The organism is Amycolatopsis thailandensis (genome assembly GCF_002234405.1).
Classification (GTDB): domain Bacteria; phylum Actinomycetota; class Actinomycetes; order Mycobacteriales; family Pseudonocardiaceae; genus Amycolatopsis; species Amycolatopsis thailandensis.
This window is the reverse complement of sequence record NZ_NMQT01000133.1, coordinates 1-13,284: the sequence shown is the minus strand read 5'-3', so window position 1 is coordinate 13,284 and position 13,284 is coordinate 1. Positions and strand designations below refer to the sequence as shown.

Annotated in this window: 13 protein-coding genes; 7 read left to right on the top strand and 6 right to left on the bottom strand. The window is 70.2% G+C overall.

The window, feature by feature from the left end; translation table 11 throughout:
• Positions 1-93: 93 nt before the first annotated feature.
• The gene (locus CFP71_RS34440) at positions 94-2,916 is read left to right on the top strand and encodes a PQQ-dependent sugar dehydrogenase (RefSeq protein ID WP_093938125.1); all 2,823 of its coding nucleotides are present in this window, start codon (positions 94-96) and stop codon (positions 2,914-2,916) included.
• Between the two features lie 139 nt (positions 2,917-3,055).
• Here the strand turns inward: CFP71_RS34440 and CFP71_RS34435 are convergent, their stop codons facing one another.
• A complete protein-coding gene (locus CFP71_RS34435; RefSeq protein ID WP_093938124.1) occupies positions 3,056-4,579 on the bottom strand; it encodes a 3-hydroxyacyl-CoA dehydrogenase in 1,524 nt (507 codons plus the stop codon).
• 172 nt (positions 4,580-4,751) lie between these two features.
• On the opposite strand from CFP71_RS34435, the gene CFP71_RS34430 reads away from it, so the two are divergent.
• Positions 4,752-4,946: a hypothetical protein gene (locus tag CFP71_RS34430; RefSeq protein WP_093938123.1), complete on the top strand. Its 195-nt coding sequence runs from the start codon at positions 4,752-4,754 to the stop codon at positions 4,944-4,946.
• Positions 4,947-4,955: 9 nt separating this feature from the next.
• Positions 4,956-5,579 carry a TetR/AcrR family transcriptional regulator gene (locus CFP71_RS34425; protein WP_093938122.1) on the top strand — a complete coding sequence of 208 codons (624 nt, stop codon included), beginning with the start codon at positions 4,956-4,958 and terminating at the stop codon, positions 5,577-5,579.
• Here CFP71_RS34425 and CFP71_RS34420 read toward each other — a convergent pair.
• Entirely contained in the window at positions 5,563-6,252 is a 690-nt protein-coding gene (locus CFP71_RS34420) for a TetR/AcrR family transcriptional regulator (RefSeq protein WP_167406374.1), read from the bottom strand. The genes CFP71_RS34425 and CFP71_RS34420 overlap by 17 nt on opposite strands.
• Before the next feature lie 117 nt (positions 6,253-6,369).
• Between CFP71_RS34420 and CFP71_RS34415 the strand changes: the two genes are divergently transcribed.
• Complete coding sequence (locus CFP71_RS34415) at positions 6,370-6,855, top strand: nitroreductase family deazaflavin-dependent oxidoreductase (protein ID WP_093938120.1); 486 nt, start codon at positions 6,370-6,372, stop codon at positions 6,853-6,855.
• 234 nt (positions 6,856-7,089) lie between these two features.
• Here the strand turns inward: CFP71_RS34415 and CFP71_RS34410 are convergent, their stop codons facing one another.
• The 3 genes from CFP71_RS34410 to CFP71_RS34400 form a co-directional block, all read right to left on the bottom strand.
• The gene (locus CFP71_RS34410) at positions 7,090-7,296 is read right to left on the bottom strand and encodes a hypothetical protein (protein WP_093938119.1); all 207 of its coding nucleotides are present in this window, start codon (positions 7,294-7,296) and stop codon (positions 7,090-7,092) included.
• A 67-nt stretch (positions 7,297-7,363) separates the two neighbouring features.
• Positions 7,364-8,020 (bottom strand): response regulator, encoded by a 657-nt coding sequence (locus CFP71_RS34405; protein WP_093938118.1) that lies wholly within the window; start codon positions 8,018-8,020, stop codon positions 7,364-7,366.
• A complete protein-coding gene (locus tag CFP71_RS34400; RefSeq protein WP_093938117.1) occupies positions 8,017-9,192 on the bottom strand; it encodes a sensor histidine kinase in 1,176 nt (391 codons plus the stop codon). Before CFP71_RS34400 ends, CFP71_RS34405 begins: the two co-directional genes overlap by 4 nt.
• Positions 9,193-9,244: 52 nt before the next feature.
• On the opposite strand from CFP71_RS34400, the gene CFP71_RS34395 reads away from it, so the two are divergent.
• Positions 9,245-10,318: an AAA family ATPase gene (locus CFP71_RS34395; protein ID WP_093938116.1), complete on the top strand. Its 1,074-nt coding sequence runs from the start codon at positions 9,245-9,247 to the stop codon at positions 10,316-10,318.
• Positions 10,319-10,325: 7 nt separating this feature from the next.
• Here CFP71_RS34395 and CFP71_RS34390 read toward each other — a convergent pair whose 3' ends face one another.
• Positions 10,326-10,976 carry a hypothetical protein gene (locus tag CFP71_RS34390; protein WP_093938115.1) on the bottom strand — a complete coding sequence of 217 codons (651 nt, stop codon included), beginning with the start codon at positions 10,974-10,976 and terminating at the stop codon, positions 10,326-10,328.
• Between the two features lie 169 nt (positions 10,977-11,145).
• Here CFP71_RS34390 and CFP71_RS34385 point away from each other — a divergent pair, with 169 nt between their 5' ends.
• Positions 11,146-11,895 (top strand): response regulator transcription factor, encoded by a 750-nt coding sequence (locus tag CFP71_RS34385; protein ID WP_093938114.1) that lies wholly within the window; start codon positions 11,146-11,148, stop codon positions 11,893-11,895.
• Positions 11,873-13,284, top strand: a 1,412-nt coding sequence (locus CFP71_RS34380; RefSeq protein ID WP_093938113.1) for a sensor histidine kinase, incomplete at its 3' end; no start/stop codon positions are given. The genes CFP71_RS34385 and CFP71_RS34380, both read left to right, overlap by 23 nt.

Sequence of the window (13,284 nt, the reverse complement as noted above, 5' to 3'; positions counted from 1 at the left end):
CGGTTGCTTTGAGATAAATGAAAGCTTCCGGCGGCAATGAGTTCCCCGGTCCCGGCGACGTGCCAAGGACACGCCGGAAATGGGGAAGCGCCGATGACCGGAAGCCGGGCACTCACTCGTCTCTTCGTCGCACTGTCGGTCTCGATCCTGCTTCTCCCGGGATGGGTGGGCGCTCCGGAAGCGACCGGGGCGCCCACTCTGCCGTCCGGCTTCGTCCTTCGTGACCAGCCGAGCGGTCAGGCCGCGTTCGACCTGACCGATTTCGCCTACCTGCCGGACGGTTCGGTGCTCAGCATCGGGAAGAGCGGCAAGGTCGCCTGGGTGCCCGGCACCGGCCAGGCGCGGACGCTCGCGACCCTTCCCGTCCACGGCAGCGGGGACCTCGGCCTGATCGGCCTCGCCGTCGCCCCGGATTTCGCCACCTCGCGCCAGATCTACCTCGCGCGGTCGTTCGACACGAGCGGCGGCGCGTTCACCATGCGGGTGGCGCGCTGGACGGTGACCGGCACGGACGTCCCCACCGGTCTCGCGAACGAACGCGTGCTTGTCGACCTTCCCGGGTTCTACGACGTCCACGGCATCACCGGACTCGTCGCGGGGCCCGACGGGACGTTGTGGATCTCCATCGGCGACGCCGCCGACTTCACCAGGATGGATCCGGGCGCGTTGCGCGCGCTCGACCTCGATCAGCTCTACGGCAAGATCCTGCGCGTCACCCCGGACGGCGCCGGAGTCCCCGGCAATCCCTATTATTCCGCCTCGGCCCCGGATTCGAACCGCTCCAAGGTCTTCGCCAGTGGCTATCGCAGCCCGTTCCGGTTCTCCCTTGACCCGCGGCTCGGCCTGCCGGTGGTCGGCGACGTCGGCTGGAACACCTGGGAAGAGGTGAACGTCGTGCGGCCGGGCGCGAACCACGCCTGGCCTTGCTGGGAAGGAAACGTCCCCACGCCGGGGTATTCCGGCCTCGCCGGCTGCGCGGGCGTCGTCAACACCCCGCCGGTCACCACCTACCACCACGGCTCCGGTGTGGACGAAGGGAACAGCGTCACCGCCGGGATCGTCTACAGTGGATCGTCCTATCCGGACGAATATCACGGCGCTTTCTTCTTCGGCGACTACGCCACGCAGAAGATCTGGACGATGACGTACGACAGTCAAGGCAGGCTCGTCCAGGCACCGCAACGACCGCCGAAGTTCACCGGGATCGGCGGGCCGGTCAAATTCGCGGCCGCGGCCAATGGTGACATCGTCTACGCCGACATCATCTCCGGGAACCTGCGGCGGCTCAGCTATCCGGGGACGAACGCGGAACCGGTCGCGGTGGCGACGTCGAGCACCGATCCCTCGACGAGGACGGTGACCTTCGACGGCTCCGGTTCCTACGACTTCGACGGCGACCCCTTGACCTATCACTGGGATTTCGGCGACGGCACGAGTCAGGACGGCGTCCGGGTGACCCATGCCTACGGTGCCGGGGTCACGAGGGCGACGGCGCGGCTGACCGTCACAGACCGGCTCGGCGCCACTGACAGCACCGAAGTGGCCGTGGTGCCGGGAAACCGTTCGCCGGACTTGATCATGACGGATCCCGGCGCGCGGACCTTCGCGGTCGGGGAACCGGTCGTCGTCGGCGCGACGGCGATCGACACCGAGGACGGGGTGCTGCCGGTCGGGTGGACCACGCTGATCCGGCATTGCCCGGACGAAGCGACCTGTCACGCGCATCCCGGTTCGCCGGGCGGCGGCCCGGTCTTTTCCTTGCCCTTCACCGATCATCAGGACTCGCGGGTCGAGATCACCGCTTCGGTGACCGACAGTGCCGGGGTGACGTCGAGCAGGACCTATGTCGCCTTGCCGCGTGAGCACCGGCTGACGTTGACCTCCACCGTGCCCGCCGCGCTGAGCATCCCGGCGGAAGGCGGGGTCAACACCGCGATGGTGACCGAAGGCGCGACGTTCGAGATCGTCGCGGAGCAGGTCGCCGCCGATGGCGTTTCGACGTTCGTGAGCTGGTCCGACGGGCGGACCTCGCGCACGGTGCCCGTCACCGTCCCGGCGCGGGACCTGACCATGACCGCGACCTACCTCACCCCGATCGACCGGCGCTACCAGGCGGAACCCGCGCTACGGCAACGACTCGGCGCGCCGGCCGGGCCGGAGGTCACCGACGGGACCGTGCGCTACCGGCCGTATGCGGGCGGCAGGCTCTACTGGAGCGCCGAGACCGGTGTGAAGCAGATGGAAGGCGAGATCCTCAAGAAGTACCTCGCGCTGGGCGGACACCGGAAGTTCGGCCCACCCGCGACGGACGAGACAGCCACCCCGGACCGCGTCGGCCGGTTCAACCACTTCCCGGACTGGCCGGGCACCCAGCGGTCCTCGATCTACTGGACGCCGTCGACCGGCGCGCATCCGGTGCAGGGTCGGATCCGGGTCAAGTGGGAGGCGCTGGACTGGGAGAAGGGTCCGCTCGGCTATCCGACGACGGACGAACTCCCGACGCCCGACGGGATCGGCCTGTTCAACCACTTCAGCAAGGCTTCGTCGATCTACTACACGGTGCAGACCGACGCGCATGCGATCTGGGGCCGGATCCGTGTCCGGTGGGAGGCGCTGGACTGGGAGAAGGGCCCGCTCGGCTATCCCACGACGGACGAGACAGCCACCCCGGACGGCGTCGGCCGCTACAACCATTTCACGAAGGCGAGCTCGATCTACTGGACACCGGCCACCGACTCGCACGCGGTCTACGGGGCGATCCGGCAGCGCTGGGCCGCGCTCGGCTGGGAGCGGTCGTACCTGCGGTATCCGACGACGGACGAGTTCACCATCCCCATCGGGCGGCAGAACAGCTTCCAGAACGGCTACGTCACCTGGAACCGGAACACCGGGCAGGTGACAGACCGCCGCTGGTAGCGCAGTCAAGTCTGTCCGGTGCCAAGTCCGTGAAGGCCTCCTTGAGGGACTCTGGGTCCCTCAAGGAGGCCTTCACGGAACGCCGCGAGCTCCGAGACGCTCAGCGACACAATGCGACATCGGGAACCCCCGCCGAGATTCAGCGCAGCAGGTCGGCGGGCGAGGTGCCCGCCGACGTCAGCGGCAAGCCGAGCGCGACCCGTTCGGTGAGCCAGCCGCTCGGCCGGTAGCGCTGGTCCCCGGTGCCGGCGACGAGTCCCCGCAGGACTCGCAGCACGAAGTCCGCACCCGCTTCCTCACCCCACGTCAGCGGCCCGCGCGGGTAGCCGAGGCCGAGCCGGACGGCGGTGTCGATGTCCTCCGGGGTCGCGAGCCGCTGCCCGGCGATGAAACAGGCGGTGTTGACGATCGACGCCAGCAGCCGCTGCGCGATCGGCGCGGGGCCGTCGCGGACCACGGTCACCGGCAGCCCGGTCGCGGCGAGCGCGCCCCAGGCGGTGCGGCCGGCGGCCGGATCGAGCGCGGGGTGGACCGAAAGCGTCAGGCGGTTCGTGTAGCCGCCGAGGGGATCGACCCCGACGACCCGTTCCGCCGGGAACCCCGCGGCGAGGGCGGTGTCCACAGTGGACGAACCGACCGGGCTGACGATCAGCACCGTGTCCGGGTAGGCGGAGTGCACGACCTGGATCCCCGCCGACGAGAGCAGCGTGCCGAGGCGTTCGTCGTCGACCCACACGGGAGTGGCCGGGGCTTCCGGCGCGGCCGGTTCCGGCTCCGCCCGCTGCCGCCCGTCGACGTAGCTGTAGAAACCCTCGCCGTTCTTGCGCCCGAACAGCCCGGCGGCGACGCGGGGACGCGTCAGCCACGACGGCCGCAGCCGCGGTTCGCCGTGGAAACCGCTCCAGATGCTTTCCAGTACGGCGTGCGAGACGTCCAGGCCGGTCAGGTCGAGCAGTTCGAACGGGCCGAGTTTCAGGCCGAGCACGTCCCGCGCGACGCGGTCCACGTCGGCCGGGCTCGCGATCCCCTCGGCGAGGATCTGCAGCGCCTCGGTGCCCAGCCCGCGTCCGGCGTGGTTGACCAGGAAACCCGGGGCGTCGCGGGCGAGGACGGGTTCGTGTCCCCAGCCGCGGACGAGTTCGGTCACGGCGGGCGGCAGCCACGCCGCGGTCCGCGCGCCGGGCACGACCTCGACCAGCCGCATCAGCGGGACCGGGTTGAAGAAGTGGAGACCCAGCAGCCTGCCGGGCTCGGTCAGCGCGGCGCCGATCTCGGTGACCGAAAGCGAACTGGTGTTGGTGGCGAACACGGTGTCCGGCCCGCAGACGCGTTCCAGTTCGGCGAACAGCGCGCGTTTGATCTCCAGGTCCTCGCGGACCGCTTCGACGACGAGATCGACGCCGTCGGCGGGCGCCAGCGGACCGTCGGCCGCGATCAGCCTGCCTTTCGCGGACGCGGCGGCCTCCTCGGTGATCTTGCCTTTCGAGGCGAGCTTGCCGAGCATCGCGCCGACGTGGTCGATGGCCTCGCCGACCGCTTCGGGCCGCGCGTCGGCGAGTTCGACCTCGAGCCCCGCCGTCACGGCGAGCTGGACGATGCCCCGGCCCATCACCCCGGTTCCGATGACCCGGATCCTGCCGACCTGCTCCGCCCACTTCTCCACCGCGAGCCGCCTTTCCCTCGATGCCGTCTCCGCGGCGTGACGCTAGCCGCCACGCCGGTACCTCGCCCGGAAGGGTGATCCCCGCCGCGTCCGGCGTAAGGCCACCGAACCGGCGAGGTCCCTTCCGCGAAAACCGAGTGTTCCGCGCACCACCCCCGAAGGGAAACCTCCCATGGTCACCGTCCCCGCCGCCGCAGCCGTCCGGACCACGCCGTTGCTCCTCGTCGCCGTCCTCTTCGGCGCCGTCGCCGCGTTCTTCGCGAGCCAGGCGCTGTGGCCGCTCACCGCGCTGGCCGTCGTGGTCGCCGTCGCAGTCCTCGCGGGCGGGGTGTGGATGACCGGGCGCAAGGGAAATCGCGAACTCTAGGATCGCCGTGTGACGGCGAGACGCTTGACGCGGGAGGAAAGCCGCGAGCAGACCAGGCAGCGCCTGCTCGAGGCGGCCGCCGACCTGTTCTCCGAACGAGGGGTCAACGGCACGTCCGTCGAGCAGATCGCCGAACGGGCCGGCTTCACGCGCGGCGCCTTCTACGGCAACTTCGACGGCAAGCACGAGCTGGTCGTCGAGCTGCTGCGCCGCCGGACCCGGCGAGAGGCCGAGGAGGTCACCGCGCTGCGTCGTCAGGTCGGCTCCTTCGCCGAGATGATGGACAGGCTGCGCGAGTGGAACGTCGAGCGCGCCGAACACCTCGCCGGCTGGCTGACCCTGCGTACCGAGCTGGCCCTTTACGCGCTCCGGAATCCCGAAGCGCGCCCGCTCGTCGGCGAAGGCGAGAAGTCGACAAGGGCACTGCTGGAGACCTCGGTCCGGAGCGAACTCGCCGCGCGGGGCGCGGAACCGCCCGCCGACCCGGCCTTCCTCGCGTTGATCCTGCACGCGCTCGAAGACGGTCTCCTGTTGCAGCGCTTCCTGAGTCCCGAGGGGACCGGTGACGAAGACGTGGTGGACGCCGTCCAGCTGCTGATGCGGTCCTGGATCGCGCTCAGCCGGTCATCCTGATCCCGGTGAACTCGGCCATCTGACGGGTCCCGTGCGCGAAGAAGGCGTCCGACGGGTCGACGGAACCGACGTACTGGCCGAACAGCTCGAAATTGATCATCCCGAACAGCTGGGTCCACGCCATGATCAGCCGTGAGGCCGTCTCGGGGGCCAGGGTGATCTTGAGGATTTCGGCGACGGCGCCGAGCTGGTGCCGGAGTTCGTCCGGCATCTCGCCGACCTCGGTCTCGACCCGGAGATTCGCGTCGCGCAAGACCGCGACCAGCGCGAACGCCACCCGTCCCGCGGGCGTGACGGTGTCCTGCGGGGCCTGATAGCCGGGGATCGGCGAGCCGTAGATCAGCGCGTACTCGTGCGGGCGCGCCTTCGCCCAGGCGCGCACCGCGAACCAGATCGATTCCCATCGTTCCAAGGAAGCCTTTTTGGGGTCGTCGGCGGCTTCCGCGGCTTCGCCGACCGCGTCGTAGGCGTCGATGATCAGGGCTGTCAGCAGCTCCTCGCGGCTGGAGAAGTACCGGTAGAGCGCCGACGAGACCATGCCCAGCTCTCGCGCGACGGCGCGGAGCGAAAGCCCGAGCGCGCCGACTTCGGCGAGCTGACGGCGGGCTTCGTCCTTGATCTCGCGGGTGAGCTCGGCACGGGCGCGTTCACGCGCGGTCTGGGTGGCAGCCATGCTCTCAGCATAGAGCATCGCACCTAAATGAGAGCAGTGCTCTTGACACGATGCACTGCTCTGGTGTTCACTGCTCTTAACAGAGAGCACTGCTCTCGAAAACTTGGAGGAGACGAGATGACCACCGCCACCACCGCCACCAGTGCCGGCACCGCCGCCGACTACACCGCCACCCGCTACCTCAAGCCCGCCAAGGCGACCAACGCGTTCAACGAGTTCGTCCTCAAGCTGACGAAGCTCGGTGTCAGCGTGCTGGGCAGCCGGGTGCTTTCGGTCCGCGGCCGCAAGAGTGGCGAACTGCGCTCGGTCCCGGTCAACCTGCTGAAGCTGGACGGCGAGCGCTACCTCGTCGCGCCGCGCGGTGTCACGCAGTGGGTGCGCAACCTGCGGGTCGCCGGCGAGGGGCAGCTCCGCGTCGGGCGCCGCACCGAGACGTTCACCTACACCGAACTCGCCGACGCGGAGAAGCCCGAGATCCTGCGTGCCTACCTCAAGCGCTGGAAGTTCGAGGTCGGCGTGTTCTTCGACGGCGTCGACGCGAAGGCGTCCGACGAGAAGCTGCTGGAGATCGCGCCCGGCTACCCGATCTTCAAGATCGCGTGACACCGCTCGCCCGTGCGTGACCGAATCCCGATCACGCGTGATTGAAGCCTGATCATGCGTGATCAGACGGACGACACGTGTGATCAGACGGACGACACGCGTGGGGCCGGATTTCGCCGCCGTGTCGTCCATCTGATCACGCGCGGTGTCCATCTGGACACGTGTGGCGTCCATCTGAGCACGCGCGGCGTCCATCGCGGCAACGGGCGAGACCGAAGGGCCTCGCGGACGCGGTTAGTCGTCGGTGGGGGCCCGCCGGGTGCGGCGCGCGGTGGCCGCCACCAGCACCACCCCGACCAGGAACGCGACCAGACCGATCAGGAACCACAGTTTCTGCCCGGTCATGAAGCTGCCGGTCAGCACGCCGGCGCCCTGGAGCACCCAGACGCCGCCGACCAGCAGGAACACCAGCCCGATCGTGAGCGTGACCCAGCGCTTCATTCCCAGCTCCCCGCCTCGACGTGCCCTGCGGCGATTCTGGCAGGAGAAGCCCGGTCCGGCGAACCGATCACCGGCCGCCGACGAGCCCGTTGCGGTAGGCGTAGACGACGGCGTGCACCCTGTCCCGCAACCCGAGCTTCGCCAGGATCCGGGAAACGTGGGTCTTCACCGTCTCCTCGCCCACATGCAGCAACCTGGCGATCTCCGCGTTGCTGGACGCGTCGGCGACCAGCATGAGCACTTCGCGCTCGCGTGAGGTGAGGCGTTCCAGCTCCGCCGGTTCGGCGGCCACGGGTTCGATGCTGGTGGCGAAGGTCGACACGAGCCGCCGCGTCACCGTCGGATCGATCAGCGCGTCACCGCGCGCGGCCACCCGCATGGCCGAGACGAGCTCCTCGGGAGCGAGGCTTTTCAACAGGAACCCGCTCGCCCCGGCCCGCAGCGCGCGGTAGACGTACTCGTCGGAGTCGTAGGTCGTCAGCACGAGGACGCGGGTGTCGTTGCCGGGCGCGGACATGATCGCCTCGGTCGCGGCCAGACCGTCCAATTTGGGCATCCGGACGTCGAGCACGGCGACGTCCGGGCGCAGCGCGGCCGCCTGAGCGACGGCTTCGCGTCCGTCCGAGGCTTCGCCGACGCATTCGAAATCCGCCTGGGTGTCCAGCACCGCGCGCATCCCGGACCGGAACATCGCGTGATCGTCCGCCAGCAGAACCCGGATCACTCCGCCTCCAAAGGAAATCCGACTCGAACCCGCCAATGCCGCCCGTCGTCGAGCGGCCCGCATTCCGCCTGCCCGCCGAACAACGCAACTCGCTGCCTGATCCCGGCGAGGCCGCGTTTCGTCGATTCGGCCGGGGAACCCCGGTTCGGGCGGCCGATCTCGTTCGTGATCGCGAGGACGATCTCCGTCTGCCGGTAGGCGAGGTCGATCTCGACCGTCCCGCCGGAGCCGTGCCGGAGCGCGTTCGTCAGCGCTTCCTGCGCGATGCGGTACAACGCGATGTCCACCGAACCCGGGAGTTCCCGCGGACCGCCGTGACTGGTCAGCCGCGCGGGCAGCCCGGCGATGCGCAGGTTGTCGAGCAGCTCGTCGAGATTGTCCAGCCCCGGCTGCCGTTGCGCGTCGCCGTTCTCCTTGCCGTGCAACAGATCCAGCAGGCGCCGCAGATCGGCCATCGCGGCCCGGCTCGACGATTCGACGGCCGAGAGCGAACGCCGCGCGGCCGGTTCCCCCGCCGGCAGCCCGAGCCGCGCGGCGCCGGCGTGCACACCGATCGCGCTGACGTGGTGGGAGATCACGTCGTGCAGGTCGCGGGCGATCGTCGTGCGTTCCTCGGCGACGGCGCGGCGCACCGCTTCCGCTTCGTGCTGCCGCCGTTGTTCCTCCGCGCGCTGGAGGTCGGCGATGTATGCGCGCCGCGCGGTCGTGTAGCGGCCGACCATCCACGGCAGTAGCCCGCTGATGCCGATGTCGATGAGCACCAGCCGCCAGTCCCGGTTGCCCCGGTCGGCCGGGATGAGGGTGCACGCGAAGAGCCCGGTGAGCATCGCCGCCAGCGCCGCCAGCGCCGGTTTGGTCGAAAGCCAGGCGCCCGCGCGGTATCCCGCGATCAGCACGCCCGCGTTGGTGGCCTGCAGGTAGTGGTCGAACGGGTACAGCAGGAGCGGCGCGGCGACGAGCAGCGCGCCGTGCGCGGCCGAGACCCAGCCGGAATAGCGCGAAGGCCCGGCGAGTGCCACGTTGGCGAGGATCCCGCCGATCAGCACCACCCATGCCTGCCAGCCCAGCGAGAGCGGTGGCCCGACGATGAGGAACAGCCCGGCGTCGGCGACCAGGCAGACGGCCGCGACCGCGCACGCCTGCCTCGCCAACGAGCCGCTGATGTCCCGCACGCGCCCAACTCTGCCCTATTTCGGTGGACAGGGGTTCCTAAGCTGGGAAGCCATGGGGACCGAGAAGACACCCGTGCTCTGGACGACCGGCGCACCCGGGTCGGGAAAGTCGACCACCGCCTGGGGTTTGTACCGCCGGGTCCTCGAAGCGGGCGGCAGCGTCGCGTACGTCGACATCGATCAGCTCGGGCTGATCGGCCCGCCTCCGGGCGGCGGCGAAGCCTCGCACGCCATCAAGGCGGCCAACCTGCTGCGGGTACTGAAGATCCTGCGTGACCGGGGTGCCAGGCAGCTCGTCGTTTCCGGGGTGGTCGACCCCGAGAACGGCGTCGAGCGGGACTTGGAAGGCGGCGACTTCGACCTCACGCTCGTCCGGCTGACGTGCGATCGCGACGAACTCCGGAGCCGTTTCCTCGGCCGGGGTTCGCCCGCCGGCGCTCTTCCCGACCTTTTCGAGATCGTGGAGGCCTATGAGCGCACCGGTTTCGGCGAGGCGATGGACACGACCGGACAGCGGCCCGAGGAGACCGTCGACGCGCTGTTCCGACGCTGCTTGGTCGAAAAAGGGGAAGTTTCGCCGCCGGGCGCCGTCGAGCCGCAGCCCGGACCGGTGACCGTGGTGACCGGTCCGACGGCGGTCGGCAAATCGACGGCCGCGTACAGCGCGCTACGGGACCTTTGGGCACGCGAGATGCCCGTCGCCTACGCCGATCTCGCGCAATTCGGGTTCGTGCATCCCGGCCCGGATCCGGCGGTGGAGGCGGCGAACCTGGCGGCCGTCTGGCGCGGCTACCGCGAAGCCGGAGCGCGGCGGCTGATCGTGGTGGCCAGGGAATTCCTTCCCGAGCATCGGCAGGTCTTCAAGGAGGTCACCGTCGTGCACCTCGACGCGGAAGACCCGGCGCTCACCGAACGCGTCCGGCGCCGGGCCGAGGGCGAGTCCGCGCTGCTGGCCGGTGACGAACTCCGCGGCGCGCCACCCGGTGCGCGGGACCGGGTGGCCGCCCGCGCGATCGCCGAGGCGGCCCGGGCACGTGCCTCCGGCGGCGACCGCGTCGTCCTCGACACCTCCGGTCAGGAAGCCGCCGAGACGGCCGCCGCGCTGCTGGCCCTCTTACACCGGTAGCCGTGCGTCAGTTACCGGGCGGCGGTCCGCCCGGTCCGCCCTGGCCCGGCTGACCCTGACCTGGCTGTCCCTGTTGCCCCTGGCCCGGCTGACCCTGCTGTCCCTGACCCCGCTGGCCGCCGTTCTGTCCGCGCTGGGTCTGCTGCCCTGGATCGCCGATACTCGTCGCCGTCGCGGTGTCGCCGGTGACCTTGGCGTTCACCGTCACCGTCTGGCCGGTCTTGGGGTCGCCGGTCTTCTTGGTCGACGCGTCGATCGTGTAGACCTGCTTGTAGCCGTCCTTGCTGGTCAGGCTGACGGACGTCGCGCTGATCTCGGTGATCTCGCCGGTCTGCATCCGTTCGGTGCTGTAGCCGCCCTTGCCGTCGGAGACGACGAAGTCGCCGTGCAGCGCGTCACGCGGCATGCCCCCGCCGGGCCCGAAGAGCATCCGGCCGCCGCCGGGACCGCCCATCATCCGGCCCTGTTCGGAGCCGTTCGCGGCGGTTCCCGCCCAGATCGCGGCCCCGCCACCGGCGGCGATCACCACCGCCACCCCGGCCGCGATCGCGGTCTTGCGGCCCGACCAGGCCTTCTTCGGTTCACCCGCCGGAGCGGGCGCGCCCCAGGCGGCGGTCTCACCCGCCGGGGGCTTGGCGGGTTCGGTCGGTTCGGTCATCTGGTCGCCTCCGTGTACTCGGTTGCGGCCATGCTCGGCGCCGTCGCTGTGCGGAAGCTGTGCCGGCGGTGGGCCCCCGCTGTGATTCCGCCCCGGCCGGGTGATCGTTCACAGGAAACGCACAGCGGGGACACAGAGTGGGCTCATCGGCGCCGCGCAGGATGGCACCATGACCAGTGTGAACGTCCCGTCGTCCGGTTCCGCGAAGGCAGGCCTGCGCCGTGCCGACGGCAGCCCCGTGCGGGTGCTGGTCGTCGACGACGAAGCGACCTTGTCCGAGCTCGTGTCGATGGCCCTGCGCATGGAGGGCTGGGACATCCGCACCGCGGGCGACGGCACCGAGGCGGTCCGCGTGGCCAGGGAATTCCGGCCGGACGCGGTGGTCCTCGACGTCATGCTGCCGGACATGAGCGGCCTGGACGTCCTGCGCCGCCTGCGTTCCGAGGTACCCAACCTGCCGGTGCTGTTCCTGACCGCGAAGGACGCGGTGGAGGACCGGATCGCCGGGCTCACCGCGGGTGGCGACGACTACGTCACCAAACCGTTCAGCCTGGAGGAAGTCGCGCTGCGGTTGCGCGCGCTGCTGCGCCGCGCGGGCGGGGTCGCCGGGCCGAGCGGTTCGACGCTGGTCGTCGGTGACCTGACCCTGGACGAGGACAGCCGCGAGGTGCACCGCGGCGGCGATCCGGTGCCGTTGACCGCGACCGAGTTCGAACTGCTGCGGTACCTCATGCGCAATCCGAAGCGCGTGCTGTCGAAGGCGCAGATCCTGGACCGGGTGTGGAGCTACGACTTCGGCGGCCAGGCCAACATCGTCGAGCTGTACATCTCCTACCTCCGCAAGAAGATCGACGCCGACAGGGAGCCGATGATCCACACGATGCGCGGCGCCGGGTATGTCCTCAAGCCCGCGGGTTAAGCGGCCTTGGTCCCTGCGGCGGCGGCTGATCGCGCAGGTCGCGGGGCTGCTCGCGCTGGTCTGCCTGGTGGTGGGCGTGGTGACGGAACTGGCGTTGCGGAACTTCCTGATCGACCAGCTCGACGCCCGGCTCCACGAGACCAGCGAACGCGCCAGCCGTCCGCCGCCACCGGGCCGTCCCGGCGGGGAACGGGTTCCCGAGGGTCTGCGCGCGTACGGCCAGAGCACCGGCTCGCTGTTCGTGACCGTGTTCCCGGACGGACGTGTGCTCGCCGCGGTGCTGCGGTCCAGCTACGACGCGAAGGTCACCGACCCGTTCCCCCACGACGAGATCAGCCGCCCCCAGATCGCCACCCTGCTGCGATCGACGACGGGTAATGAGCCCACCGACGTGGACCTCGGTTCGCTCGGGGAGTACCGCGTGGTCGCGAAACAGACTTCCAACGGTGCTGTCTCGATCTCCGGGCTGCCCACCAAGGACGTCACGGACACGTTGTGGAGCCTGGGTTTCATCTTCGGCGGGGTGGCCGTCGGCGGCATCCTGCTGGCGGGCGCGCTCGGCGCGGTGACCGTGCGGCGCACCATGAAACCCCTCGACCGGCTGGCCGCCACCGCGACCAGGGTCGCCGAACTCCCGCTGGATCGCGGCGAGGTCGCACTGTCCGAACGAGTGTCCGAAGTGGACACCGATCCGCGGACGGAGGTCGGCAAGGTCGGGTTCGCGCTCAACCGCATGCTCGGCCACATCTCGAACGCGCTTTCCGCCCGCCAGGCCAGCGAAAGCCGGGTGCGCCGGTTCGTCGCGGACGCCAGTCACGAACTGCGGACCCCGCTCGCGGCCATCCGCGGCTACGCGGAACTCACCCGGCGGTCCGGCTCCGAGGTGCCGCCGGACATCGCGTTCGCGATGGGCAGGGTGGAGTCGGAATCGACGCGGATGACCGGCCTCGTCGAGGATCTGCTGCTGCTCGCGCGACTCGATTCCGGTCGTCCGGTGGTGCATCAGCCCGTCGATCTCTCGCGGCTGGTCGCGGACGCCGTCGCCGACGCGCACGTCGCCGGGCCCGACCACAAGTGGCGGCTGGAGGTCCCGCCGGAGCCGATCACCGTCCTCGGCGACGCGGATCAGCTGCACCAGGTGGTGATCAACCTGCTGGGCAACGCGCGCACGCACACCCCGGCGGGCACCGAGGTCACCACTTCGCTGTCCATAGTGGACTCGATGGTGACACTGTCCATTGTCGACAGCGGGCCGGGGATCCCGCCGGAAATCCTTCCGGAGGTCTTCGAACGTTTCGCCCGCGGCGACGATTCGCGGTCGCGGGCGGCGGGCAGCACCGGGCTCGGCCTGGCCATCGTCGCGGCCGTCGTCGCCGCGCACGGCGGGCA

Coding starts and splice junctions, on each gene's coding strand:
- CFP71_RS34420 (WP_167406374.1), bottom strand. CDS start 6,252: ATGGCTGCCACCCAGACCGCGCGTGAACGCGCCCGTGCCGAGCTCACC.
- CFP71_RS34410 (WP_093938119.1), bottom strand. CDS start 7,296: ATGAAGCGCTGGGTCACGCTCACGATCGGGCTGGTGTTCCTGCTGGTC.
- CFP71_RS34430 (WP_093938123.1), top strand. CDS start 4,752: ATGGTCACCGTCCCCGCCGCCGCAGCCGTCCGGACCACGCCGTTGCTC.
- CFP71_RS34415 (WP_093938120.1), top strand. CDS start 6,370: ATGACCACCGCCACCACCGCCACCAGTGCCGGCACCGCCGCCGACTAC.
- CFP71_RS34440 (WP_093938125.1), top strand. CDS start 94: ATGACCGGAAGCCGGGCACTCACTCGTCTCTTCGTCGCACTGTCGGTC.
- CFP71_RS34395 (WP_093938116.1), top strand. CDS start 9,245: ATGGGGACCGAGAAGACACCCGTGCTCTGGACGACCGGCGCACCCGGG.
- CFP71_RS34385 (WP_093938114.1), top strand. CDS start 11,146: ATGACCAGTGTGAACGTCCCGTCGTCCGGTTCCGCGAAGGCAGGCCTG.
- CFP71_RS34390 (WP_093938115.1), bottom strand. CDS start 10,976: ATGACCGAACCGACCGAACCCGCCAAGCCCCCGGCGGGTGAGACCGCC.